Here is a 23,233-nt window from a genome sequence, read left to right as displayed (position 1 = left end):
CAAAGAATCGGAGTCGGGAGTATCGAGAGGAGCCACGGGGGAAGCGAATGGATTCGGCGAATTGCCGTCAAAAGTACCAGAATCAGCGCGGAGCGCAACACGTTACAAGGAATGGCAACAGCGGAAAGTTCCCAATATTATTAGCCAGGCATTGATATGCCAGAAACAAACAAAGCCAAGTAAAAACCGCCGGATTCGCTCAAATTACCGAAAATTATCCGTCAAAAGCAAGCTAAAACTAATAGCCAAAGCAGCAGCGTTCATTCAGCGCAAATGCTCGGCTTTTGGAAACAACGCGCTAAAACGAAAAAAGCCCGCGCCAAGGGCGCGGGCTTTTCCGTGGAATTTGCCGACTAGTCTACCCCTAGTCGACGGTTCAAACGTACGCAAACTTTTGGTTATATACCTAATTTGCGCCGCATTTTTTTACCTCAGCGGCAAGCTGCGGTATAAAATTGGGTTAGCGCACGATTTCGACCCACCCCTTGGATTCGATGTTGCAACCGGGCTGGCGAATCAGATAATGGTACACGCCAGCCGGCAGGTCGCTGCCAGTCCACTCATTGCGGTAAGCCTTGGTTTCGTACACCAGGCGGCCCCAACGGTTGAACACCTTGAGTTCGGGCGTGCCGTACGAGGCCGGCACTTTGAAATTGGCATTTAGGTTGTCGCCGTTGGCGGTGAGAATGTTAGGAATTTGGAAGGTTTTGCTCAGTTTCACGTTGAACTCCACCACAGCCGGGCAGAGCAGGCCTTGGTCAATTTCAACACGGTAGCGGCCGGGCGAGGTCACCGAGATGCTCGGGCTTTTCGCCCCGGTGCTCCAGCTGTAAGCGCGGCCGGAAACAAAGGGTGTGAGGCGGGCCGGGTCGAGTACTAGCAGTTGACCGCAATCGAGAGAGTCAACAACGGTGCGTACCGGTCGTGGCACAGCGTTGCCGATGGTGTATTCGATGGTGGTAGGGCAAGCCTGCCCCGCCTGCTGCACCTGCACGGTGTATTTGCCGGCAGAGGTTACGGTCAGGGTCGGGGTTTGGGCCCCATTGTTCCAAGTGAAGGCACCGCCAACCACCGGCGGCGACAAACGGGCCGGGTCGAGTACCAGTTGCTTGCTACAGCCCAGCGTATCAATCACGGCGCGAATGGGCGCGGGCGCCACCACCGTCACTTGCAGGCTGAGGCTGGCCGTGGCAGGCCCGCACGAAGTAGCGGTGTTGCGGCGCGTGGCCACCAAACGGGCCGTGTAGGTGCCCGGCGTAGCATAGGTATGACTCGGCGCTTTGGCCGTATCGAGCGGCGAGCCATCACCGAAGTCCCAGCTGTAGGTATTAGAGCCGTTGGTGATGTTGACGAACTGCAGCGCATACGGCGCACAGCCGGCGGCGGGGGGCTGCACCACCAGCTGCAGGGCCGAGGTGGCCGAGGGCGCCAAGTCGAACTTAAAGGCGGCGCCGTCGTTGGAAGAGGTAAGCCCTGCCGAGAAAGCACCGGGCGTGGTGCCAAAGGCTTTGCCGGTGTTGCAGGTAATGTGGTACATCACGCCAGCGCGCGTGAGGTAGTTGGAAGCCGCGTAGTGCAGGTGAGTGGCAAAAGAAGGCCCTTGGCTGGAGTTCAATTCCCCAATGTAGGTACCGTAGAGCAGCGAAGTAGCGTTCTCGCCCAGCACGCACAGGTACAAGCTGCGGGCCTGCTGCGAATACGCATCAGGCGTGCGCGGGCAACCGGGGTTGGCCAAAGCGCCGGCATAGGCGCTGAAGTACAAGCGCCCGCAGTTATCGCGGCCAAAGCCCGTGAGTACGTTGCAGCTGCTCAGGGCCTGGAAACCAACCACGGAGATTTGCGTGGCGAAAAGCGTGCTGCTCAGGGCCGGGTTCAGGCCGTGCACGAAGATGCCGGTGGTGCCGGACACGTACGCGCCGTAAGCGCTGCCGGTGCGCAGGTAAGTGCCTTCGCTGGCGCCGCCCACCAGCACGTTGCCGCTGGCATCGAAATCGAGGAAACGGGCCACGTCGTTGCTGGTAGTGCCCAGAAAAGTCCCGTTGAGGCGGCTGCCGGTGCTGCTGTAACGCAGCACAAAGCCGTCGTTGCTGTTGAAAGAAGCGCCGTTGCTCGGGGCCGTGGCCAGCAGGCCGCCCGCCCCTACCGGAAAATTGGTGCTTTGGGTGGCACCGCACACGTACACGTCGCCGTTGGCTGCCACTTTCACGTCGTGGGCGCGCTCGGCGTTGCTGCCACCCAGGTAGGTAGACCACCGCAGGGACGTCAGCGTGGGCGACAAACGCGTGAGCACGCCGTCGGCGCCGCCGCCGGAGGTGTTTTGAAAGGCATTGACACGCGGGTAGTCGATAGAAAAGCTGGTGCTGGCCACCAGCACATCGCCGGAAGCAGGGTCGGTGGTGATGCTGCCGGGAATCAGCGACGTGGAAGCCGCCTCGTCGCTGGTGCCGCCCAGAAACGTAGAAGCCAGAATGCCGGTACCCGTAGAATTAATCCGCGTCACCACGAGGTCGCGCCCGCCGTTGCCGTTGTTGAGGGTGCGGTCGTAGGCGCCGTTGGTGGTGGGGTAATCGGTGGAGATGGTAGAGCCCAGCACCAGCAGCTCGCCGGCGGCGTTGATGTCGAAATCGAGCGGGTAGTCGTCGACGGTTGCGAAGGAGCTCGTGCCGCCGCCGCCCAGATAGGTGGCGTAAATCAAGCTGTTGCCGGCGGCCGAAAGCTTCGAGATGCCGATGTTGCCATATGCAAACGTTGACTTAATGGCGCCCAGCGTGACGGGATAGCCGGAGCCCAGCACGTAGCCGCCGGTGTACATGTTGCCCTGCGAATCGGCCACGGTCGTGTTGGCCGACTCGCCGCCCGGCGAGCCGGAATAGGTCGAAAATACCAACACGGGGTCGATGACCAGGCGCTGGGCCGGGTTGTACTCCTTGCCCAAGGCAAACGTGACCTCGCGGCCGCTCAGCACAAAGCGGCAGGGCACGGCACGGCGCTGGCCGGTGGCCGAGAACTGCCAGGCCACGGGGGCCTGCTCGCGCACCTCGCCCACGCTGGTGCGCAGCTGCAGGTGGCCTTCGGGCGTGATGCTCAGGCCGTCCAGGCCGTCGTAGCGCAGCCGGATGGCGGCCGGCCGGGCGCCGGGCGCCAATTCAAAATCGTATTCGAGCTGGCCAGTGCCCTGCTGGTGCCAGCGCAGGTCTACGCCCGGGTACACGGCCCGGTAGCGCACGTCGCCAAACAGCGGCACGGCTGAAGCCCAGTGGGCGGGGTCGTTGCCCAGGAAATAGTTGCGGTAGGCGGTTTGCTTGCTTTCGCCAACCATCGCCGGGGCGGCCGCCGCGCCCACCATCGTCACGCGAAAGGCGTGGCTGGCCACCGGCTTGCGCTCGGCCAATGGCGCATCAGCGTGCGAGAGGCCGGGGTACAGGTGGTAGGTGAAGGCGTTGTTTTCGAGGTAGAGGCGGCCGCCGGGGATGTCGACGGCGTATTTCACCCGGGTTTCCCACTGGCCCTTGTTGGCCACGAAGGGAAGCGCGGCCGTGGGTGCCTCGGCGCGCACCGCGCCCACAGCCCCTAGTAGTGGTAGAAGTAGAACAACCTGTTTGGTAAAAGTGGTCATTTATGAAAGGAATAAAAATTTATCAAAGCTACTTGCTTCGAGTGAGTAACGGCTCAATAATCGCACCATTGCGTGGCTATTTGAGAAAATTTTTTAGCCAAGGGGTTGTACCATTAAAAAAAACAAAAAGCCCCTGGCGGAAGCCAGGGGCTTGACCGCGCAGGCCCGTCCCGGGTTGCACGGACTTATCACACTTCCGCCGGCACCTCGGCGGCGGGTAGCACGTCGCTGGTGATGAGGTCTTTTTCCAAGCGCAGGTTTTCGATGATGAATTCCTGGCGGGCGGGCGTGTTTTTGCCCATGTAATAGGTGAGCACCTGTTGAATGCTGCGGTCCGACTGCAGAATTACCGGCTCCAGCTTGATGTTTTCGCCGATGAACTTGCCAAACTCCTCGGGCGAAATCTCCCCCAAACCTTTGAAGCGGGTGATTTCGGGGTTGCGGCCCAGCTTGCGCATCGCGGCCTGCTTTTCCTGCTCGTTGTAGCAGTAGATGGTTTCCTTCTTGTTGCGCACCCGGAACAGCGGCGTTTCGAGGATGAACACGTGGCCGTTGCGCACCAAGTCGGGGAAGAACTGCAGGAAGAACGTGAGCAGCAGCAGGCGAATGTGCATGCCGTCGACGTCGGCATCGGTGGCCACCACCACGCGATTGTAGCGCAGGTGCTCGATGCCCTCCTCGATGTTGAGGGCGTGCTGCAGCAGGTTCAGCTCCTCGTTCTCGTACACAATTTTTTTCTTGAGCCCAAAGCAGTTCAGCGGCTTGCCGCGCAAGCTAAACACGGCCTCCAGTTCCACGTTGCGGCTCTTGGTGATGGAACCCGATGCAGAGTCGCCCTCGGTGATGAATAGCGTAGTGAGCAGTTCCTTTTCGGCGCCGTCCTTGGCATTTTCGCCCAGGTGGAAGCGGCAGTCGCGCAGCTTGCGGTTGTGCAGGTTGGCTTTTTTGGCGCGCTGGTTGGCCAGCTTTTTCACGCCGGCCATGTCCTTGCGCTCCCGCTCGCTCTGCTCAATGCGCTTGCGCAGGGCCTCGGCCACGGCGGGGTTCTTGTGCAGGTAGTTGTCGAGGTTGTCCTTGACGAAATCGACGATGAAGCCGCGCACGGTGGGGCCGTCCTCGCCCATGTTCACCGAGCCGAGCTTGGTCTTGGTCTGAGATTCAAATACGGGCTCCTGCACGCGCACCGAAATGGCGGCAATGATGCTGGCCCGGATGTCGGAAGCGTCGTAGTCTTTTTTGTAAAATTCGCGCACGGCCTTCACCACGGCTTCGCGGAATGCGGCCAGGTGGGTGCCGCCCTGCGTGGTGTACTGGCCGTTCACGAAGGAATAATACTCTTCGCCGTAGTCGTTGCCGTGGGTCATGGCCATCTCAATGTCCGGCCCTTTCAGGTGGATGATGGGATAGCGCAGGCTTTCCACGTCGGCCTTGCGAGCCAACAGGTCGAGCAGGCCGTTTTCGGAGTAGTACTTCTGGCCGTTGAAGTTGATGGTCAGGCCCGCGTTGAGGTAGACGTAGTTCCAGATTTGATTTTCGAGGTACTCCGGAATGAAGCGGTAGTTCTTGAAAATCGTGTCGTCGGGCTGAAACACCACCAGGGTGCCGTTGCGCTGGCTGGTTTTCTGGGGCTTAGGGTCGCTCACGAGCTTGCCCTGGGCAAACTCGGCGGCCTTCATGGTGCCTTCGCGCACGCTCTGCACCAGGAAATAGCCGCTCAGGGCGTTCACGGCCTTGGTACCTACGCCGTTGAGGCCCACCGACTTTTGAAACACCTTGGAGTCGTACTTGCCGCCGGTGTTGATTTTGCTCACCACGTCGACCACCTTGCCCAACGGGATGCCGCGGCCGTAGTCGCGCACTTGCACACGGCTGTCCGAAATCTTGATATCGATGGTGCGGCCGTGGCCCATCACGTGCTCGTCGATGCAGTTGTCAACGACTTCCTTCACCAATACGTAGATGCCGTCGTCGTAAGCTGAACCGTCGCCGAGCTTGCCGATGTACATGCCGGGGCGCAGGCGGATGTGCTCGCGCCAGTCCAGCGAGCGGATGCTGTCTTCGTTGTAGCCGTGGTCGGGCGCTTTGGCGGGCGCTTCCGGGGCTGCGGTAAGTAGTTCGTCGTTCATTGGGGCAACTGTTCGCCGGTTTTCGGGTAAAATAACGCAGAAATAAGCGGGAGGGCAAGAATTATTGCCAGCCCGCTTAGCAACCACCCGCTAATTTAATTAGTTCGCCACTACCCTGGCCCGGCCCGGGCTCACGCATTTTTTCTTGCTCAAGCGCTCAGCTTGTTCCATTATCAGCCCCGTCAGGCATTTTCTATGTTCCCTCCTCTAATCAGCCGCGGCACGCCCCGCCCCCATCCCACCCAACACTCGGCCGCGCCCACCGAGGCTAAGCTGGCGCCGGTGGTGCACTACACGTTTTTGCTCATTGGGCTGTCGCTGCTGGTGTATGTGCTGCACAAGCTCGACGGCATTTTGCTGCCGCTGTTTTTTTCGGCGCTGCTGGCCACGCTGCTCCTGCCGCTGGTGACGCGACTGGAGGCGCGGCGCTGGCCGCGGGTGCTGGCCATTCTGGTGGCCATCTTGCTGCTGGTGGGCGGCATTGTGGGCCTCATCATCCTGTTCGGCTCGCAGATTCTGGATTTGAAGGCCGAGCTGCCGCTCATTCAGCAGAAGCTGGTGGTCATGTTTGACCAGGGGCAGCAATGGCTGCACGACAAGTTTGGAATGCGCGTGATGAGCAAGGACGAACTCATCGACTCCTCGCTGAGCTCGGCCAAGAAATCGGCGGGCGGCTTTCTGGGCAGCACGCTCAGCACCACGGCCGGCGTGCTCAGCGTGCTCACGCTCATTCCAATTTACATTTTCTGCTTTCTATACTACCGCGACCACATGCGGCAGTTCATGTTCCGGTTTGTGGCGCCCGACAAGCGCACCGGCGTGCTGCACACCATGGACAGCATCCAGACGGTGGTGCAGGCCTACATCTCGGGCTTGCTCACGGTGATTGTGATTGTGGCCGTGCTGAACGCCATCGGGCTGCTGCTGCTCAACGTAAAGTTTGCCATCTTCTTCGCCATTTTCGCGTCGGTGCTGGCCGTCATTCCCTACATCGGCATCATGGTGGGCGCCACCATTCCGGCCCTGATTACGCTGGTCGAAACGGGCTCGCCGGGCAAGGCGGCGGCCGTGGTGGGCGTGTTCGTGTTTGTGCAGTTTTTGGAAGGCAATTTCATCACGCCCATGATTACGGGCTCAAAAGTGAGCATCAACCCCATGGCGGCCATCATTGCCCTCATTTTGGGGGGCGAACTGTGGGGCACGCCGGGCATGATTTTGAGCATTCCGCTCACGGCCGTGCTCAAAGTGGTGTTTGATGCCAACAAGACCACCGAGCCCTGGGGTTTCCTGCTCGGCGACGTGACCGACGGCGAAGAAACGAAGAAAGACAAATCGGACGACAAGCCCGGTTTTTGGGGCAAGGCTTGGCACATGATTAAGCGGATGTGAGGCCGGGGACAACCCCGGCCAAGGGTTGGTAGTATAGTTTACCATCCTTTCCATTCACCAACCCCATTTCTTTCCGATGGATACTGCCAATAATTCCAACCAAGCATTCAGCGAATTGCTCGCCATTGCGCACACCGGCGCCAAAGGCTACCAAGAGGCCGCCGAAGGTGCCAGCAACCCCCAAATCAAAGCCGAGCTCAGCCAGCTCTCGCAGCAACGCGCGCAGTTTGAGTCGCAGCTGCAGCAGCAAGCCAACCGCCTGGGCGTGGCCGGCGATGCCGTGGGGGGCGTAGAAGCCGCCGTGACCGAAGCCGCCGCTGCCGTGCACCGCGGCTGGATTAACCTCAAGTCGGCCATTACCGGGCAGAGCGACTCGGCCATTCTGGGCGAGTGCGAAACCGGCGACGCCACCGCCCTCACGGCCTACGAAGCGGCGCTGAAATCGAACCTGCCGAGCGACGTGCGCTCCGTAGTGGAGCAGCAGCACGGCCAGATTCTGGCCGCCAAAAACAAAATCACCCAGTTGAAAGGCCAAGTCAAATAATTTAGTAAACAGTTAGTAGAGAGCAGTCAACAGGACGTTTATTTATCCTAACGCGAACTGGTCACTGCTCACTGATAACTGACAACTGAAAAAAGGCAGCCTAGTAAGGCTGCCTTTTTTCATGCAACCTTCTGCCGGGCTAAGTTTGTTAGCTTTCCTACCGACCACCTACTGCGCCGCGATTTGTACGCCATCATCGACCTTGAAACCACCGGCGGGCAGCCCACCCAGGACCGCATCACCGAAATCGCCATCTACATCCACGACGGCGAAAAAATCGTGGATGAGTACGCCACTTTGCTCAACCCCGGCCGGGCCATTCCGCCGTTCATCACGCAGCTCACCGGCATCACCAACGACATGGTGAGCGACGCCCCCAAGTTCCACGAGGTGGCCAAGAAAGTGGTGGAAATGACCGAAGGCTGCGTCTTTGTGGCCCACAACGTGCGGTTCGACTACTCGTTTTTGAAGAAGGAATTCGCCGACCTGGGCTACAACTACTCGCGCAAAACGCTGTGCACCGTGCGCCTCTCGCGCAGCCTCATTCCGGGCCAGCCCAGCTACAGCCTGGGCAAGCTGTGCCAAAACATCGGCATTCCGCTGCAGGACCGGCACCGCGCCGCCGGCGATGCCCACGCCACGGCCCTGCTCTTCGGCAAGCTGCTGAAGATTACCAACGAAAGCGAGGACCTGCCCCACGGCACCAACACCAGCCACACCTTGGCCCGGGTGGATGCCCTGGCCCCCGCCGGCCGCCGGCCCGACGGCACCAAAGCCCCCAAGCCCAAGCGCGTAGCGGCGATGCAGGAGGCCATTCGCACGGCGCTGCTGCCGCCGCTGGTGTCGCCGGAGCTGGTGGCCAGTCTGCCCCAGGCCACGGGCGTGTACTATTTCCACAACGAGGCCGGCGAGGTCATTTACGTGGGCAAGAGCATCAACATTTACAAGCGCATTCAGCAGCACTTTGCCATCGATGTGAAGTCGCGCAAGAGCTTGGAGTTTAAGAATTCCATTGCCGACATTACCTGGGAGTTGACTGGTTCGGAACTGGTGGCGCTGCTGTACGAGTCGCACCTGATTAAGCAGATGAAGCCGGCCTACAACCGGGCCCAACGACGCTCGGTGTTTCCGGCGGGCATCTACCTGCGCGTGGATGAGCAGGGCTACAAGCGCTTGGCTTACGGCCGTGCCGATGCCCGCAACGCCGAGATTCCCATCATCGCGCTGGGCAACCAGTATAAGGCGCAAGGTTTTTTGTACCACAAAGTGGCCAAGTACAACCTGTGCCAGAAGCTGTGCGGCCTCTACAAAACCACTGGCCCCTGCTTCGACTACCAAGTGCACCGCTGCCAGGGCGCCTGCGTGGGCCAGGAGCCGCCCGAGAGCTACAACCAGCGCGTGGACGAGGCCATCGACAGCATCAGCTACGAGCACGAAAGCTTCGTGGTGATTGGGCCGGGCCGCACGGAGCTGGAAAAGAGCATCGTGCTGGTGGAAAACGGGCGCTACCGCGGTTTCGCCTTCGTCGACGAAACGTTTTCAGCCCGCAAATTGGCCGATTTCCGCGACGTGATTCAGCCCTACACCGACAACAAGGACATTCAGCAGATTATCCGGCAGCACTTGCGCACCAAGCGGAAAGGCGAAAAAGTGAAGGTTTTTGGGTGATTTCGGTAAGGAGTTGGGATTTTTCTACATTTACGAATATGAATGTTTTTCCTTCCCCACTCTTCACGCATGAAAAAACAACTATTCGCCTTTTTAACTGGCTTTTTGCTGCTGGCCGGAGCGCCTGCACAGGCGCAATTGAGCGGCATTAAGCGAATATGCCCCATTTGTACAGGTCCTGGCGACTATGTCTCCTTTACGGCAGCTGTCACGGCCCTAAATACCGCTGGCGTTGCGCCCGCAGGGGTCACGTTCAACGTGCTGGCGGGATATGTCTTCGACGAAATGGTACCGCCCATCACGGTGAGCGGTACTGCGGCCGGACTCATCGTTTTTCAGAAAAGCGGCTCGGCGGGGCTCAACCCTAAAATTCAAGGCACCGGTACGGGCGCTGCCGACGCGGCGCTCACGCTCGATGGGGCCGACTACGTCCAGTTCATTGGCATCGACGTGGAAGACAAGGCCGCCAATACCACGGCCGTGCAACAGCTCGAAAACGGCATCCTGCTGCAAAATGGCGCCACCAACAACACTTTTCTTAACGGCACCGTGACGCTGAACCGGGCCAACACCAACCGCACCAACGGCGTGGCGTTGCTCAACGGTGGCAACCACAACAACCACTTCTACGGCCTCACGGTGCAGAACTGCTCCTACGGCTACGACCTGGAGGGCACCACCACCTCGTACGACGACGGCACCGAAATCGGGCCGTATCCGGGGCCGGTTGCGGGGTTTCCTTTGCCCAGCCGGGTGCTTAGCATCGGGGTGCCGCCCGTGGGCACGCCGGGCGGCATTGCCTTCGCCACCTACGGCATCTACCTCAAGTCGCAAACCAATGCCAAGGTCTTCAACACCGAAGTAAACGGCGTGACGGGCACCAGCGGCGTGTACGGCATCTATTCCACGGGCTCCACCAACAGCGTGGACGTGACCGATTGCCGCGTGCACGCCATGAGCGGCAGCGGCAGCACCGGCATTGTGATGGGCTATTACGTGAACAGCGGCACTACCCACCGCTTCCTGCGCAACAAAGCCTATGACATTGAAGCCGTGGGCACGAGCGGCTTTGCGGCGGGCTTCGATATCACGGCGGGCACCACGAACTACCTGGCCAACAACATGGTGTACGACGTGCGAGCCGCCGCTAGCGGCGCGGGCACGTCGGTGCGGGCCTTCAGCTTCCGGGGCGGGAATAATTATGCCTACCACAACACGGTGGTCATCGGCTACGCCGCCACCAACCCGGCCAACAAGAGCGGCGCCCTGTTCATGTCGGGCGCCCAAACGGTGGACTTGCGCAACAACATTTTCGTGAACCTGGTGAGCGGCCTGCCGGCGGGCGGGGGCGGCATTGCAGCGGCCTTTTTTAAAAACAACACCGTGATGACCAGCGTGGCGGCCGGCTCCAACAACAACATCTACTACGCCGGCCCGCCCTCGGCCGAAAAGCCGATTTTCTACGGGGCTGCCGTGGGCACCACGCCCGCCGGGCTCGACCAGACCCTGGCCCAGTACCAGGCTCGTGTGCCCGGCGTAGAGCAAGCCTCGCTCACCGAGCTGCCGCCCTTCATCAATGCCACCACCGACCCGCACCTGCAGTCCGGCTTTTTCACCCAAGCCGAAGGCGGCGGCACGCCCCTCGCGGCCACGGCCATGCCCGTCAACAACGACATTGACCAGGACGTGCGCAACCCCCTGCGGCCGGATATTGGCGCCGATGAAGGCCTGTTTGTGGCCCTGGCCAGCCGTCCTGGCGTTATTGCCAACCTGGAAATGCAGTTGGCCCCGAATCCTGGTGGCCGGGGCGCGGCGCCGGTTCTGCACCTCTCAGGACCGGCACGCACGCTTACGCTTTCTGTGAGTGATGCGCTGGGCCGTCGGGTAACCACTCCGCAAACGCTGCAACATCCGGCGGGCGCCGAAGCGGTGGCGCTGCCCAACGGCCTGGCCCCGGGCTGGTACGTCGTGCGGCTGCTGGAGCCGGCTACCGGCAATGCCATCAGCCGCCAGTTGCTGGTAGAATAAGCTCGCCGCGCTTCCCGGAAAAGCCAAGGGCCGCCCGACATGTACCGGGTGGCCCTTGGTTTTTTTGACTTCTCAAACTGACTATTTCTTGCCGGCCAGGATTTCGTCCACCACCAGCGGGTCGAGCAGCGTGGTCACGTCGCCGAGGTTACTGGTTTCGCCCTCGGCCACTTTGCGCAGGATGCGGCGCATGATTTTGCCGGAGCGGGTTTTGGGCAGGCCCGACACCAGCTGAATCTTGTCGGGCTTGGCAATGCGGCCAATCTGGGCCACCACGGCTTCGATGATGCTGGCCTCGGTGCGCTGGATGTCGATATCGGTGGTGGGCACGCCGTTCTGGCAAATGACGTAGGCGTAGATGCCCTGGCCTTTCACGTCGTGCGGGTAGCCCACCACGGCGCTTTCCACCACAAACTCGCTTTCGTTGATGGCGTTTTCGATTTCGGCCGTGCCGAACCGGTGGCCGCTCACGTTGATGACGTCATCGACGCGGCCGATGATGCGGTAGAGGCCGTTTTCGTCGCGCCGGGCGCCGTCGCCGGTGAAGTAGTAGCCGGGATAGGGCTGGAAGTACGTTTGGCGGGCGCGCTCGTGGTCGCCCCAGGTGGTGCGAATCACGCCCGGCCAGCTGCCTTTAATAGCGAGGTAGCCTTCTTGGTCGTTGCCTTCGATTTCGGTGCCGTCCTGGTTGAGCAGCACGGGCTGCACGCCCGGCAGCGGCAGGCCGGCGCGAGCCGGCACCGAGGGCGTAATGCCGGCCATGGCTGAAATCATGATGCCGCCGGTCTCGGTTTGCCACCACGTGTCCACGATGGGGCAGCGGCCCTTGCCCACGTGCTGGTGGTACCAGTGCCAGGCCTCTTCGTTGATGGGCTCGCCCACCGAGCCCAGAATGCGCAGGCTGTGCAGCGAATACGCCAAAACGTGGTCGATGGGCGCGCCCATGAGCGAGCGGATGGCCGTGGGTGCCGTGTAGAAAATGGTGACGTGGTGCTTGTCAATCACCTCCCAGAAGCGGCCCGGCGACGGAAACGTGGGCACGCCCTCAAACAGCAGCGTGGTGCCACCGGCCAGCAGCGGCCCATACAGCCCGTAGGTGTGGCCCGTGACCCAGCCAATGTCGGCGGTGCACCAGAACACGTCGTTTTCTTCCAGCTGAAACACGTTGCGGAAGGTATAGTCGGCCCACACCATGTAGCCGGCCTGGGTGTGCACCACGCCCTTGGGCTTGCCGGTGCTGCCGCTGGTGTAGAGGATGAACAGCGGGTCTTCGGCCGCCATTTCGGCGGGCGGGCAGTCTTTGGCCACGTCCTTCACCTCGTCGTGGTACCACACGTCGCGGCCGTCGTGCCACTGCACGGGCCAGCCGGTGTGCTCCACCACGATGACGCGGCGCACGCCGGGGCAGCTTTGCAGGGCTTCGTCCACCACGCCTTTCACCGGAATTTGCTTGGCGCCGCGGTTCAGGCCGTCGGCGGTGAGGACGAAGGCCGCGTCGGCGTCGTTGATGCGGTCGGCAATGGCCGTGGCCGAAAAGCCCGCAAACACCACCGAATGCACCGCCCCGATGCGGGCGCAGGCCAGCACGGCCACGGCCAGCTGCGGAATCATGGGCAAGTAGAGCACCACCCGGTCGCCTTTCTGCACGCCGTTTTTCAGCAGCACGTTGGCAAACTGGCACACTTGCTCGTGCAGCTCGCGGTAGGTGAGGCGCAGGTGGCGGGTTTTGGGGTCGTTGGGCTCGAAGATGATGGCCAGCTTGTTGGCGCGGGTGGCCAGGTGGCGGTCGAGGCAGTTTTCGGTGATGTTGAGGCGTGCCCCGTCAAACCAGGTGCTGGTGCCGGCCGGCGAAAACTCGCCGCCGCGCACGCTGTCCCACTTTTTGCGCCAAGTGAAGGGCTCGGCCGCTGCGGCCCAAAAAGCGTCGGGGTCCTGAACGGAGTGCTGGTAATCGGCGTGGTATTCTTCGAGGGTACGGGTGCGCGTGGCGGACATGAGCAAAGACTAGGTGTTGGGCGTTGGGAAGGGATAAGGCGGAAGCCATGCCCCTAAGGAAAGCGCAAGAATAATGGGTAAATCCCCTTTTCTAAGCAGCCGTTGTGCTTTCGAAGGCCAAACCGATGCCGCGCCGCATCAAGCCGGCCCGGATTTCGTCCAGAATGAGCGGGTCATCGATGGTGGCGGGCAGGGCAAACGCTTCGCCGTCGGCCAGCTGGCGCAGGGTTTTGCGCAGGATTTTGCCGGAGCGGGTTTTGGGCAGGCGCTTCACCGCCACCGCCTGCCGGAAGCAGGCCACCGCGCCAATGCGGGCGCGCACCGCCGCTGCCAGCTCCTGCTCCAGCGCCTCCTCTCCTATCGTTTGGCCGTCCTTCAGCACCACCAGCCCCACGGGAATTTGCCCTTTCAGGGCGTCGGCAATGCCCAGCACGGCGCACTCGGCCACGGCCGGATGGGCGGCCAGTATTTCCTCAATCTCACCGGTGCTCAGGCGGTGCCCGGCCACGTTGATGACGTCATCGACGCGGCCCATGATGTAGGTGTAGCCTTCCGTGTCGCGGTAGCCGCCGTCGCCGCTGAAGTAGTAGCCAGGGAAGGGCTCCAAGTAGGCCTCGTAGCGCTCGGTGTCGTTCCAGAGCGTGGGAAAGCAGCCGGGCGGCAGCGGCAGCTTCACGGCCACTAGGCCGGTGGTGCCGGCGGGCTGGGGCTGGCCGGCTTCATCGAGAATGTGTACGTCGTAGCCGGGCACGGGGTGGCCGGCGCTGCCCGCGCGGGGCGGTGGCATGCCTTCCAGCCCGGCCAGGGTGGCCAGCATGGGCCAGCCGCTCTCGGTTTGCCACCAGTGGTCGATGACCGGCACGCCCAGCACCTGGCGGGCCCATTCGTAGGTAGCGGGGTCGCAGCGCTCGCCGGCCAGAAACAGGTGGCGCAGGCTGCTGAGGTCGTACTGGTGGGCCAGCGCGCCATCGGGGTCTTCCTTCTTGATGGCGCGAATGGCGGTGGGCGCCGTGAACATCACGCTGGCCCGGTGCTGGCTAACAAGGCGCCAGAACGTGCCCGCATCGGGCGTGCGCACGGGTTTTCCTTCAAACAACACTGTGGTAGCGCCGCGCAGCAGCGGCCCATACACGATGTAGGAATGGCCCACGGCCCAGCCGATGTCGGAACCGGTGAAGATGACTTCGCCGGGGGCGAGGTCGTAGATAGCTTCCATGCTGAAGCGCAGGGCCACGGCGTGGCCGCCGTGGTCGCGCACCACGCCCTTGGGCCGGCCGGTGGTGCCGCTGGTATACAGAATGTAAAGCGGGTGCGTGGCGGGCACCGGCACGGCCGGCACGGGCTCGGCACGCAGCAAAGTATCGAAATCAACATCCACCTCCGGCTGCAGCTCGGCCTTCACAAACGGCCGCTGGCACACCACCACGTGGGCCGGCTGGTGCGTGGCGCTGGCCCGGGCTTCGTCCACCAATGGCTTGTAGGGAATGATGCGGTCGAACTCCATCCCGCCCGAGGCACAAACAATGACCCTGGGCCGGGCGTCGTCAATCCGCACGGCCAGCTCGTGCGGCGCGAAGCCGCCAAACACCACCGAATGAATGGCCCCGATGCGGGCGCAGGCCAGCATGGCCACCACGGCCTCGGGCATGTTGGGCATGTAGATGAGGACCCGGTCGCCGAGCTGCACGCCCAGGTCACGCAGGCCGCCGGCGAAGCGGGCCGTCAGGTCCAACAGCTCGGCGTAGGTGTAGGTACGCAGGGTGTGGGTGACGGGCGAATCGTAAATCAGGGCCGGCTGGTCGGCGCGGCCGTTTTGCACCTGCTGGTCGAGGCAGAGAAAGGCGGTGTTCAACTCCCCGTCCGCGAACCAGCGAAAATGCCCGTTTTCGTCCTGGCTGAGCACTTCCCGAGGGGCTTTGTCCCAGTGCAGGTGGGCGGCCTGGTTGGCCCAGAAGCCCGCCGGGTCGGCGAGGCTGGCGGCGTGGGCGGCGGCGTAAGAACAAGCTCGTTTCATGGCGGGTGGGAATGAAGTAGGAGGTGAAGTGCACGGCGTCAATTTAGTAAAAAACCCGCCGGGCGCGGGGCCCGGCGGGTTTTTAATTTGCAGCCGCTCAGCTTACTCCATGATGCGCACGTTGCGCGAATCCTTCATTAAGGCCGAGCCAATTACCCAGCATAAGGCGGCAATCAGAACCGGATAAATCAGGCCCGACAACGCCGCGTGTTCCTTGAAGAATGTGCCCGCGGGCTGGGCCTTGGCCCACACGGCTATCCAAGTGGCCACCAGCGGCACGAAGCCGCCGAAGATGCCGTTGCCAATGTGGTAGGGCACCGAGAGCGAGGTGTAGCGCACTTTGGTGGGGAACAGCTCGACCAGATACGCGGCGATGGGCCCGTACACCATGGTCACGAATAGCACCAGGCAGAAGGTGAGCACCGTCATCATGAACAGGTTGGGCGCCAAGGCTTTCGACACGGCTTCTACGGCTTTGCCAGCGGCGTCGACGGTGGCGGGGGTTACTTCGGTGAGGGGGCCGGCGTAGGCTTTCAGGCCGTAAAAAAGCGGCACCGTGAACAGGGCCGCGCACAGCATGCCGGCCATGATGATGCGCTTGCGCCCGATGCGGTCGGAGAGCGAGCCGAAGTAAATGAACAGCGGCGTGGCCAATACCATGCTGGCCACCAGCACGATGCTGGCATCGATGAGGTCCAGCTTCAGCGCGTTTTGCATGAAGGAATAGGCGTAGAACTGGCTGGTGTAGAACACCACGCCCTGCCCCATGGTGGCCCCAAACAGCGCAATGAGCACCAGCCGGCGGTTCACCGGGTTCAGGAAGGAATCGCGCAACGGGCTGGTGCTGGTTTTGCCCTCAGCCTTGGCTTTGGCAAACAGCGGCGACTCGTGCAGCTGCTTCCGGATGTAGTACGAGGCCACAATCAGCACGCCCGAGAGCAGGAACGGGATGCGCCAGCCCCAGGTCTTGAAGTCGGCGTCGGGCATGGCTTTTTTGGTGAGCACAATGACGAGAATGCTCAGGATGAGGCCGGCCGTGGCCGTAATCTGGATGTAGCTGGTGAAGTAGCCGCGGCGCTTATCGGGCGCGTATTCGGCCACGTAGGTGGCGGCGCCGCCGTACTCGCCGCCCAGCGCCAGGCCCTGAAACAGGCGCAGCACCAGCACGATGGCCGGCGCAATCCAGCCGATTTTGTCGTAGCTGGGCACCAGGCCCGTGGCCACGGTGGCCCCGCCCATCATCAGCAGCGTAACCAAGAAGGTGTATTTGCGCCCAATCATGTCGCCGATGCGGCCAAACACCACCGCCCCGAACGGCCGCACAATGAAGCCCACCCCAAACACGGCCAGCGCCCCCAACAGGGTTTCCTCGGGCTTGCCCTTCGAGCCAAACAGCACCGGCCCGATGATGGCCGCCAGCGAGCCAAAAATGTAAAAGTCATACCACTCGATGACAGTCCCGACCGACGACGCGGTGATGACCTTCCAGATGGTTTTTTCGTCGACGCTGTTGTTGTCGTGCGCCGCCGGGGCATCCGCCACGTCGGGCGAGATGGGTAAACTTTGTTCCATGTAATTCGCAGCCTGATGGGTAAATGGGAATCCGGGCGGCAACATACAACCCAACCGCGGGCGCAACGCAGCAGATAGGTGCCAAAGCGCAATGAAATGCGCCGAAGCCATGCCTGCCGTTGTGGCATAGCGGGCATTTTTGTGGCTTGTGTTTGCACAATGCCCTGAGCATCATCTGCTGCGCTATTTCCCTTCCGCCAGCACGGTGGCCAGCAGCGCATCCACAGCCAGGCCCAGCCGGCGCAGGTCCAGGCGGGCCAGCGTATCGGAAGCCTCGTGGTAGCTTCGGTTGCGGTAGAAAGCCGTATCGGTGAGCAGCACGGCCGGGTAATCGAATTTCCAGTAATTGAGGTGGTCCGAGAAGTCGATGCCCGGCAGCCAGGCCGGGGCCTTAAAGCGCTTCACCGGCAGGGCCGCGGCCGCCCGGTAGTGCCGCGCAAACCGCCGGCCGAAACGGCCGTTGCCGAATTTCTGGGCCACGGTCACGTAGTTGCCGCGCCTGCCGTAAATGAATTTTAGCGGCCAGATGGGGTAGCGCTGGGAACCCCGGCGGTCGTCGAAATAACCCAGCATTTCGAGCGATACCATGCCCCGTACCGGCACACCTGCCGCTTTGAGCGAAGCCGCGTGCACGTAGCTGCCCATCTGCGGAGTCCGGAAAAACGGGGGTTCCTCCAGCGTGTAGGCCACCAAATCGATGCGGTAGGCCACTGTTTTTTCCTGCCCGAGCAGGCGGGCCAGCTCTAGCAGGGCCGCCACGCCGGTGCCGTTGTCGTCGGCGCCGGGCTGGTCGCCGCACACGTCGTAGTGCGCCCCGATGATGAGCCGGGGGCCGTCGGTGGGCCCGAACGAGGCGGTGACATTGCGGTAGGTTTGGCCCTGCACCGTATAGGGCTGGTCGGCCACCAGGTGCGCGCCGCTGGCCCCCAACTCCTGCCGGATGAACGTTGCCACTGAGTCGAGCACGGCCGGGTGGGCATAATTGCGCGGCTTCCGCGTGCCGGTGAGCACCCGCAGGTGCTGGCGCAGCCGGGCCGTGTCGGCCCGCGGCGCGGGGCTTTCGGCGGCAGCCGCGGGGCCGGGCGCTAGCAAGCACGCCAATAGTGCCGTGAGGAAAAACCGCTTCATGCAGCCAAGCTACTTAGCTTTGGCCAACCAAGCTTGGTGCATCGCACGCAATTTCTCATGGCCTCCACCCTTCCCGTATTCCACTCCCTCACTCCTTCCGACCTCAAGCCCAGCGAGTGGCACCCGTTTATGGTGGGGGCGGTGGCCCCGCGCCCGGTGGCCTTCGCCAGCACGATTGATGCCGAGGGCCGTGTGAACCTGAGCCCCTACAGCTTCTTCAACGCCTTCAGCGCCAACCCGCCCATCCTGGTGTTCTCGCCCGCCAACCGCGTGCGCGACAACACCCAGAAGCACACCCTGCAAAACGTGCGCGAAGTGCCCGAAGTCGTCATCAACATCTGCGATTTCGCGCTGGTGGAGCAAATGTCCTTGGCCAGCACCGAATACGAAAAAGGCGTCAACGAATTCACCAAAGCCGGCCTCACCGAGCTGGCCTCCGAGCAGGTGCGCCCGCCGCGGGTGGCCGAAGCCCCCGCCGCTTTCGAGTGCGTGGTGGAGCAAATCATCGAGCTGGGCCAGAACCACGGCGCCGGCAACCTCATCATCTGCCGCGTGGTGCGAGCCCATTTCCGCCAGGATATCCTGCTGCCCGACGCCACCGGCATCGACCCGTTCAAGCTGGACGCCGTGGCCCGCCTCGGGGGCGACTGGTACTGCCGGGCCAGCGGCGCCAGCCTTTTCGAAGTGCCCAAGCCCAACCGCCACATCGGCATCGGCTTCGACCAGTTGCCCGAACACCTGCGCACCTCCGACGTGCTGACTGGCAACGAGCTGGGCCGCTTGGCCAACATCGAGCGCGACGCCCTGCCCACGCCGGAGCAAGTCGAAGAGTTTAAATCCGAACCGATGGTGGCTTATTTAATCAATAAATACCACGGCAATGCGCCGGAGTTCAAGAATCAATTGCTGCAGTTGGGAAGGCAGTTTCTGAGCGAGGGGCGGCTGGTGGAAGCGTGGAAGGCATTGCTCCTTGAGGTGCCAAATTGAACGAGCAACGTGTCTCAGCTTGAGTTTACGCCAGAGGAACAACCATCTCAAAAAGCGCAAGCTCCTGCCGCTTCCACCCTCGCGCAAGCATAAACTGCAGTTCGGGCCCTTCCCAAAGCATGTAGCACATCAGATTATTGTGTGCGTAAGCCGCCTCCACCTCGTGCAATAATTGGCTGCCATGCCCCTGGCGCCGCCACTGCTTGGGCACCACCAAGGAGAGCAACAACGTTCGGTTGGCATCAGCGCGAACAACGGCATAGGCCTTGTTTTCGAGATGAAACGCTCGAACCGGGGGCGCCATCGCAGCCATGGTTTCGGCGGCAATCATCCACGGCAGTTCGGCTTCTGTTTCCTTGGCAATTACGCGTGCCACTTCGCGTGGGTCGGTTTCGCTTAGCTTCAAAACCCGCGTATACGCGCGGCCGGCCTCGCATTGAAGCATGTGAAGCTGCCGGGTGGTTCGAAACCCAAGTTTTTCGTACAGCCGGTACGCCCGCTCGTTGGTCGTGAACACCTCGAGCAGCATGTTTTGGTCGCCGCGGGCGCGGGCCTCGGCCAAGGCAGCAGTCAGCATCACGTGGCCATAGCCCTTGCCCCGGGCCCCCACCACCAGTCCCATGGCGGCCACCCGGCTGTTCCAGCCCCGCCGCGCTATCAGCACCAGCCCCACCAGCTCATCGTTTCGAAACCAGATTTTGCTGGCTTGGGCATCGAGGTTTTCGCCGCGGAAGCGGCGCTCAAAGCTTGCCGCGTCGAAAACCATGGGTACCAAGTATTCTTCAAAAGAACGGTTTATGGCCTCGCAGGCCTCGGCCGACGTAAATTCCAACAGAGGCCGGCACACTAACTGATTGGTGAAATGTTGCATTGGCTATGGAAGCTTGACCTCTGCCGTTCTCAAAACAACTCGCTGCCGGTAAAGGCAGTCCTTAATTCCGCACCGCAATCAATAACCCCAATTCCTTATACCGCATGTTAAATTTCTTCGCAATCATCGCATTCGTCAGCGAGCCGCGGTAGATGTAGACGCCGCTGCGGAAATGCTCGTTGGTGAACAGCACTTCGTTGATGCCGCCGTGCTGGCTGATTTCCTGCAGGATGGGCGTGAAGATGTTGCTCAGGGCGTTGGTGGCGGTGCGGGGCACGCGCGAGGCAATGTTGGGCACGCAGTAGTGCACCACGTCGTACTTGCGGAAGACGGGGTTGCTGTGGCTGGTCATTTCGCTGGTCTCGAAGCAGCCGCCCTGGTCGATGCTCACGTCGATAACCACGGAGCCGGACGACATGGTGGCCACCATTTCCTCGGGCACCATGAAGGGAATGCGGCCGTCTTCTACTGCCAGCGCGCCGATGACGACGTCGGCCCGGCGGATTTGCTGGCTCAGGGCAAACGTATCCAAGGTGCTGGTGTAGAGCTGCATGCCCAGGTTGTGCTTAAGGCGGCGCAGCTTGTAAAGGTGGTTGTCGAACACCTTCACCTCGGCTCCGAGGCCGGTGGCGGCGCGGGCGGCGTACTCGGCCACCGTGCCGGCCCCCAGGATGACCACCTGCGACGGCGGCACGCCCGTGATGCCGCCCAGGATGATGCCCTTGCCCTCGTTGGAGCGGGCCAGGTATTCGGCCGCAATCAGCATCACGGTCGAACCCGCGATTTCGCTCATGGCGCGCACCACGGGGCGGGCGCCGCTGGGGTCTTTCATCAGCTCGAAGCCGATGGCGTTGATTTTCTTGCGCGAGAGCGCCGCGATGTATTCCGGGGTCATCGAGCCCATCTGCAGGGCCGAAATCAGGGTTTGGCCGGGGTGTAGCAGCTCAATTTCTTCGAGCGTGGGCGGGGCCACTTTCAGCAGCACGTCGGCCTTGTACACTTCCTCGGCCGAATAGGCAATCTGGGCGCCGGCTTCGGAGTAGTCGTGGTCGGCGTACTTGCTGGGCTCGCCGGCGCCGGCTTCCATCACCACTTCGTGGCCCGCGCTCACCAGGTGCTGCACGGCTTCGGGGGTGAGGCCGAGGCGATTTTCTTGCAGCGAGGTTTCGCGGGGCAGGCCAATAAAAAGCTTGCGCTTCCGGGTTTCCACGGCCAGCATCGATTCCTGGGTGAAATAGGCGCGGCTGGTGGCCAAAGACTCAAAACCGGATGGTAGCTGCTCGGGCATAGGTTCAGGTAGCAAGTATCAATTAACAGGCATCAGGCGGGGCCGGCCGGCTAACGAGGCGGGCGGCTGGGCAACGGCAGGCTAATTGATGCGGGGCGGGGAAGTTACGGGATAAGGTGCAGGTGGATTTCGCGAGCTTCGGGGCCCACCACGTCGATGCGGACTTCGAGCCGGGGCGTGGGCAAAAGCGGGCCCACCCGGGCGGGCCACTCCACCAAGCAAAGATACCCCGAATCGAGGTACTCTGCGGCGCCCATCTGTTCAGCTTCGCGCAGGGAGTCGATGCGGTAGAAATCGAAATGATACACGGGCCGCTCCTGCGCGTCGCGGTACTCGTTCACCAGCGAGAAGGTGGGGCTGCTCACGTCGTCGGCCACGCCCAGGGCGGCGGCCAGGGCCCGAATGAGCGTGGTTTTGCCGGCGCCCATCTCGCCCTCAAACGCCACCACGGAACAATGGGCGGCCTCGATGGCGGCCTGCACCCGGCGAGCGGCCGCGGGCAGCTCGTCTACAGAAGAAACGGCAATGGTTGAGGGAAGCATGGCGCAAAAATACCGGCAAAGCCGCAGCAGCGGGCAGCCGCTTTGGATAAATGCCGCAGAACCCGCAACTTTATGCTTCGCGGCAGCGCCTAACGTCATCAGCCAAAAGAAACTACGCCTTCTTTTGCGGCTGGTGTTGAGGCGAGGCGGCATTTGCCTTTCCACTTCTACCCCGTGCGTTTTTCTACTTTTTTGCCGTTCCGGTGGCGGGCCGGGCCTTTTGGGTGTATTGCCCTCCTGGGCGGGCTACTCCTACTCGCTCCCTGGGCCGGCGCTGCTCAAGCCCAAGCCGTGGCGCGGGGCACTGTTTTGACCGGGACGGGAGGCGCTGTTCCATTTGCCACCATTGCCCTGCACCGCTCCGCCGACTCGGTGGTGGTAAAAACCGAGTTCAGCGACGAGCGGGGCGGGTTTTTACTAGAAGGCAAGGCGGGCGGCCGCTACCTGGTTTCGGCCGTTCAGGTGGGGTACCGGCGCGTATGGAGCACGGCATTTTCTCTGCCACCAGACGGCCTGGTGCTGCCTGCCCTGCTGCTGCAAGCCAGCGAGGCCACGGCCCTGGCTGGGGTAACAGTGCAGGCGCGCAAGCCCTTGTTTGAGCATCACCCCGACCGCACCGTGGTGCACGTGGCCGACAGCCCTCTATCGGCCGGCGCCACGGCCCTCGACGTGCTGGGCCGCTCGCCGGGCGTGGTGGTGAACGAGGCCATTGCCCTGCGCGGCCGGCAGGGGCTGCTGCTGCTGGTAGACGGCAAACGCCTGCCCCTGGCGGGCGTCGACCTCACCGAGTACCTGCGCGCTCTGCCCGCCGAGCAGCTCCAGACCATTGAGCTCATCACCACTCCGCCCGCCCAGTACGATGCCCAGGGCGGAGCCGGGGTCATCGCCCTCACACTCAAAAAAGACCTGCGCCTGGGCACCAACGGCACGGCCAACGCCAGCTACGGCCGTGGTGAATACGGCAAGCTCACCTCCGGCTTCACCCTGAACCACCGAAGCCATTACGTCAACTTTTACGGCTCTTATAGCTACACCAATCGCAACGACTTTGCCCGGCAGGAATTCTACCGCCAATACGGGGCTCTGGCGGGGCTGCCGGCCGCCAGCAGCGACGTGCTGGGCGAGCGCATGCTGTACCTGCGCTCGCACAGCGCCAAGGTGGGCGCCGACCTTAATCTCACGCCGCGCACGCTGCTGGGCATGGCGCTCACGGGGCTGCTCAGCCGCACCACCACCGCCAACGACACCCAGACGCGGCTGTACGACGAGGGCGGCAAGCCGGCGCTGCGGTACCGCTCGCTGGTGGCACAGGAAATAAAGCGGCCCAACGGCAGCGCCAACCTGAACCTGCGGCACGCTTTTGCCGACTCGGCATCGGCCGCCAGCCTGACGGCCGATGCCGACTACGCGCAGTACCGCACCACCCGCGCCCTCGACCTGCGCACCAGCTTTCTGGAGCCAACGC

Annotated in this window: 14 protein-coding genes and 1 pseudogene; 6 read left to right on the top strand and 9 right to left on the bottom strand. The window is 62.3% G+C overall.

Translation table 11 applies throughout. The features are described from left to right. Positions 1-460: 460 nt before the first annotated feature. Positions 461-3,616, bottom strand: coding sequence for a DUF7948 domain-containing protein (locus JAO73_RS19135; protein WP_198978903.1), 3,156 nt, complete (start codon positions 3,614-3,616; stop codon positions 461-463). A gap of 188 nt (positions 3,617-3,804) precedes the next feature. Then, the gene (locus tag JAO73_RS19130; protein WP_198978902.1) at positions 3,805-5,742 is read right to left on the bottom strand and encodes a DNA topoisomerase IV subunit B; all 1,938 of its coding nucleotides are present in this window, start codon (positions 5,740-5,742) and stop codon (positions 3,805-3,807) included. Positions 5,743-5,937: 195 nt separating this feature from the next. Here JAO73_RS19130 and JAO73_RS19125 point away from each other — a divergent pair, with 195 nt between their 5' ends. The 4 genes from JAO73_RS19125 (at position 5,938) to JAO73_RS19110 (ending at position 11,371) form a co-directional block, all read left to right on the top strand. Continuing rightward, positions 5,938-7,131 carry an AI-2E family transporter gene (locus JAO73_RS19125; RefSeq protein ID WP_198978901.1) on the top strand — a complete coding sequence of 398 codons (1,194 nt, stop codon included), beginning with the start codon at positions 5,938-5,940 and terminating at the stop codon, positions 7,129-7,131. A gap of 76 nt (positions 7,132-7,207) precedes the next feature. Next, entirely contained in the window at positions 7,208-7,675 is a 468-nt protein-coding gene (locus JAO73_RS19120; RefSeq protein ID WP_190922574.1) for a PA2169 family four-helix-bundle protein, read from the top strand. 183 nt (positions 7,676-7,858) lie between these two features. Further along, positions 7,859-9,343 (top strand): exonuclease domain-containing protein, encoded by a 1,485-nt coding sequence (locus JAO73_RS19115; protein ID WP_190922575.1) that lies wholly within the window; start codon positions 7,859-7,861, stop codon positions 9,341-9,343. Positions 9,344-9,628: 285 nt separating this feature from the next. After that, positions 9,629-11,371, top strand: coding sequence for a hypothetical protein (locus JAO73_RS19110; RefSeq protein ID WP_198978900.1), 1,743 nt, complete (start codon positions 9,629-9,631; stop codon positions 11,369-11,371). Between the two features lie 81 nt (positions 11,372-11,452). On the opposite strand, the gene acs is transcribed toward JAO73_RS19110, so the two are convergent. The 4 genes from acs to JAO73_RS19090 all read right to left on the bottom strand — a co-directional run bounded on the left by acs (position 11,453) and on the right by JAO73_RS19090 (position 18,080). Next, positions 11,453-13,366 carry an acetate--CoA ligase gene (acs, locus tag JAO73_RS19105; RefSeq protein ID WP_198978899.1) on the bottom strand — a complete coding sequence of 638 codons (1,914 nt, stop codon included), beginning with the start codon at positions 13,364-13,366 and terminating at the stop codon, positions 11,453-11,455. Between the two features lie 91 nt (positions 13,367-13,457). Continuing rightward, positions 13,458-15,380 carry an AMP-binding protein gene (locus tag JAO73_RS19100; RefSeq protein ID WP_198978898.1) on the bottom strand — a complete coding sequence of 641 codons (1,923 nt, stop codon included), beginning with the start codon at positions 15,378-15,380 and terminating at the stop codon, positions 13,458-13,460. 102 nt (positions 15,381-15,482) lie between these two features. Next, positions 15,483-16,952 (bottom strand): MFS transporter, encoded by a 1,470-nt coding sequence (locus JAO73_RS19095; RefSeq protein ID WP_198978897.1) that lies wholly within the window; start codon positions 16,950-16,952, stop codon positions 15,483-15,485. 183 nt (positions 16,953-17,135) lie between these two features. Then, a complete protein-coding gene (locus tag JAO73_RS19090; protein ID WP_198978896.1) occupies positions 17,136-18,080 on the bottom strand; it encodes a M28 family peptidase in 945 nt (314 codons plus the stop codon). A 57-nt stretch (positions 18,081-18,137) separates the two neighbouring features. On the opposite strand from JAO73_RS19090, the gene JAO73_RS19085 reads away from it, so the two are divergent. Next, positions 18,138-19,067 carry a flavin reductase family protein gene (locus tag JAO73_RS19085; RefSeq protein ID WP_198978895.1) on the top strand — a complete coding sequence of 310 codons (930 nt, stop codon included), beginning with the start codon at positions 18,138-18,140 and terminating at the stop codon, positions 19,065-19,067. A gap of 25 nt (positions 19,068-19,092) precedes the next feature. Here JAO73_RS19085 and JAO73_RS19080 read toward each other — a convergent pair whose 3' ends face one another. From JAO73_RS19080 to tsaE, 3 genes are all read right to left on the bottom strand, one after another. After that, positions 19,093-19,938 carry a GNAT family N-acetyltransferase gene (locus JAO73_RS19080; RefSeq protein ID WP_198978894.1) on the bottom strand — a complete coding sequence of 282 codons (846 nt, stop codon included), beginning with the start codon at positions 19,936-19,938 and terminating at the stop codon, positions 19,093-19,095. A 61-nt stretch (positions 19,939-19,999) separates the two neighbouring features. Further along, the gene (locus tag JAO73_RS19075) at positions 20,000-21,226 is read right to left on the bottom strand and encodes an alanine dehydrogenase (protein WP_198978893.1); all 1,227 of its coding nucleotides are present in this window, start codon (positions 21,224-21,226) and stop codon (positions 20,000-20,002) included. A 104-nt stretch (positions 21,227-21,330) separates the two neighbouring features. Then, entirely contained in the window at positions 21,331-21,768 is a 438-nt protein-coding gene (gene tsaE / locus JAO73_RS19070) for a tRNA (adenosine(37)-N6)-threonylcarbamoyltransferase complex ATPase subunit type 1 TsaE (RefSeq protein WP_198978892.1), read from the bottom strand. A gap of 309 nt (positions 21,769-22,077) precedes the next feature. Here tsaE and JAO73_RS19065 point away from each other — a divergent pair. Beyond that, positions 22,078-23,233, top strand: a pseudogene (locus JAO73_RS19065) (TonB-dependent receptor); the annotation flags it as partial.

Source organism: Hymenobacter miniatus (assembly GCF_016427455.1).
In the GTDB taxonomy this organism is placed as follows: domain Bacteria; phylum Bacteroidota; class Bacteroidia; order Cytophagales; family Hymenobacteraceae; genus Hymenobacter; species Hymenobacter armeniacus.
Note: the sequence above shows the minus strand (reverse complement) of the source record. Positions and strands in the feature narration are given on the sequence as shown.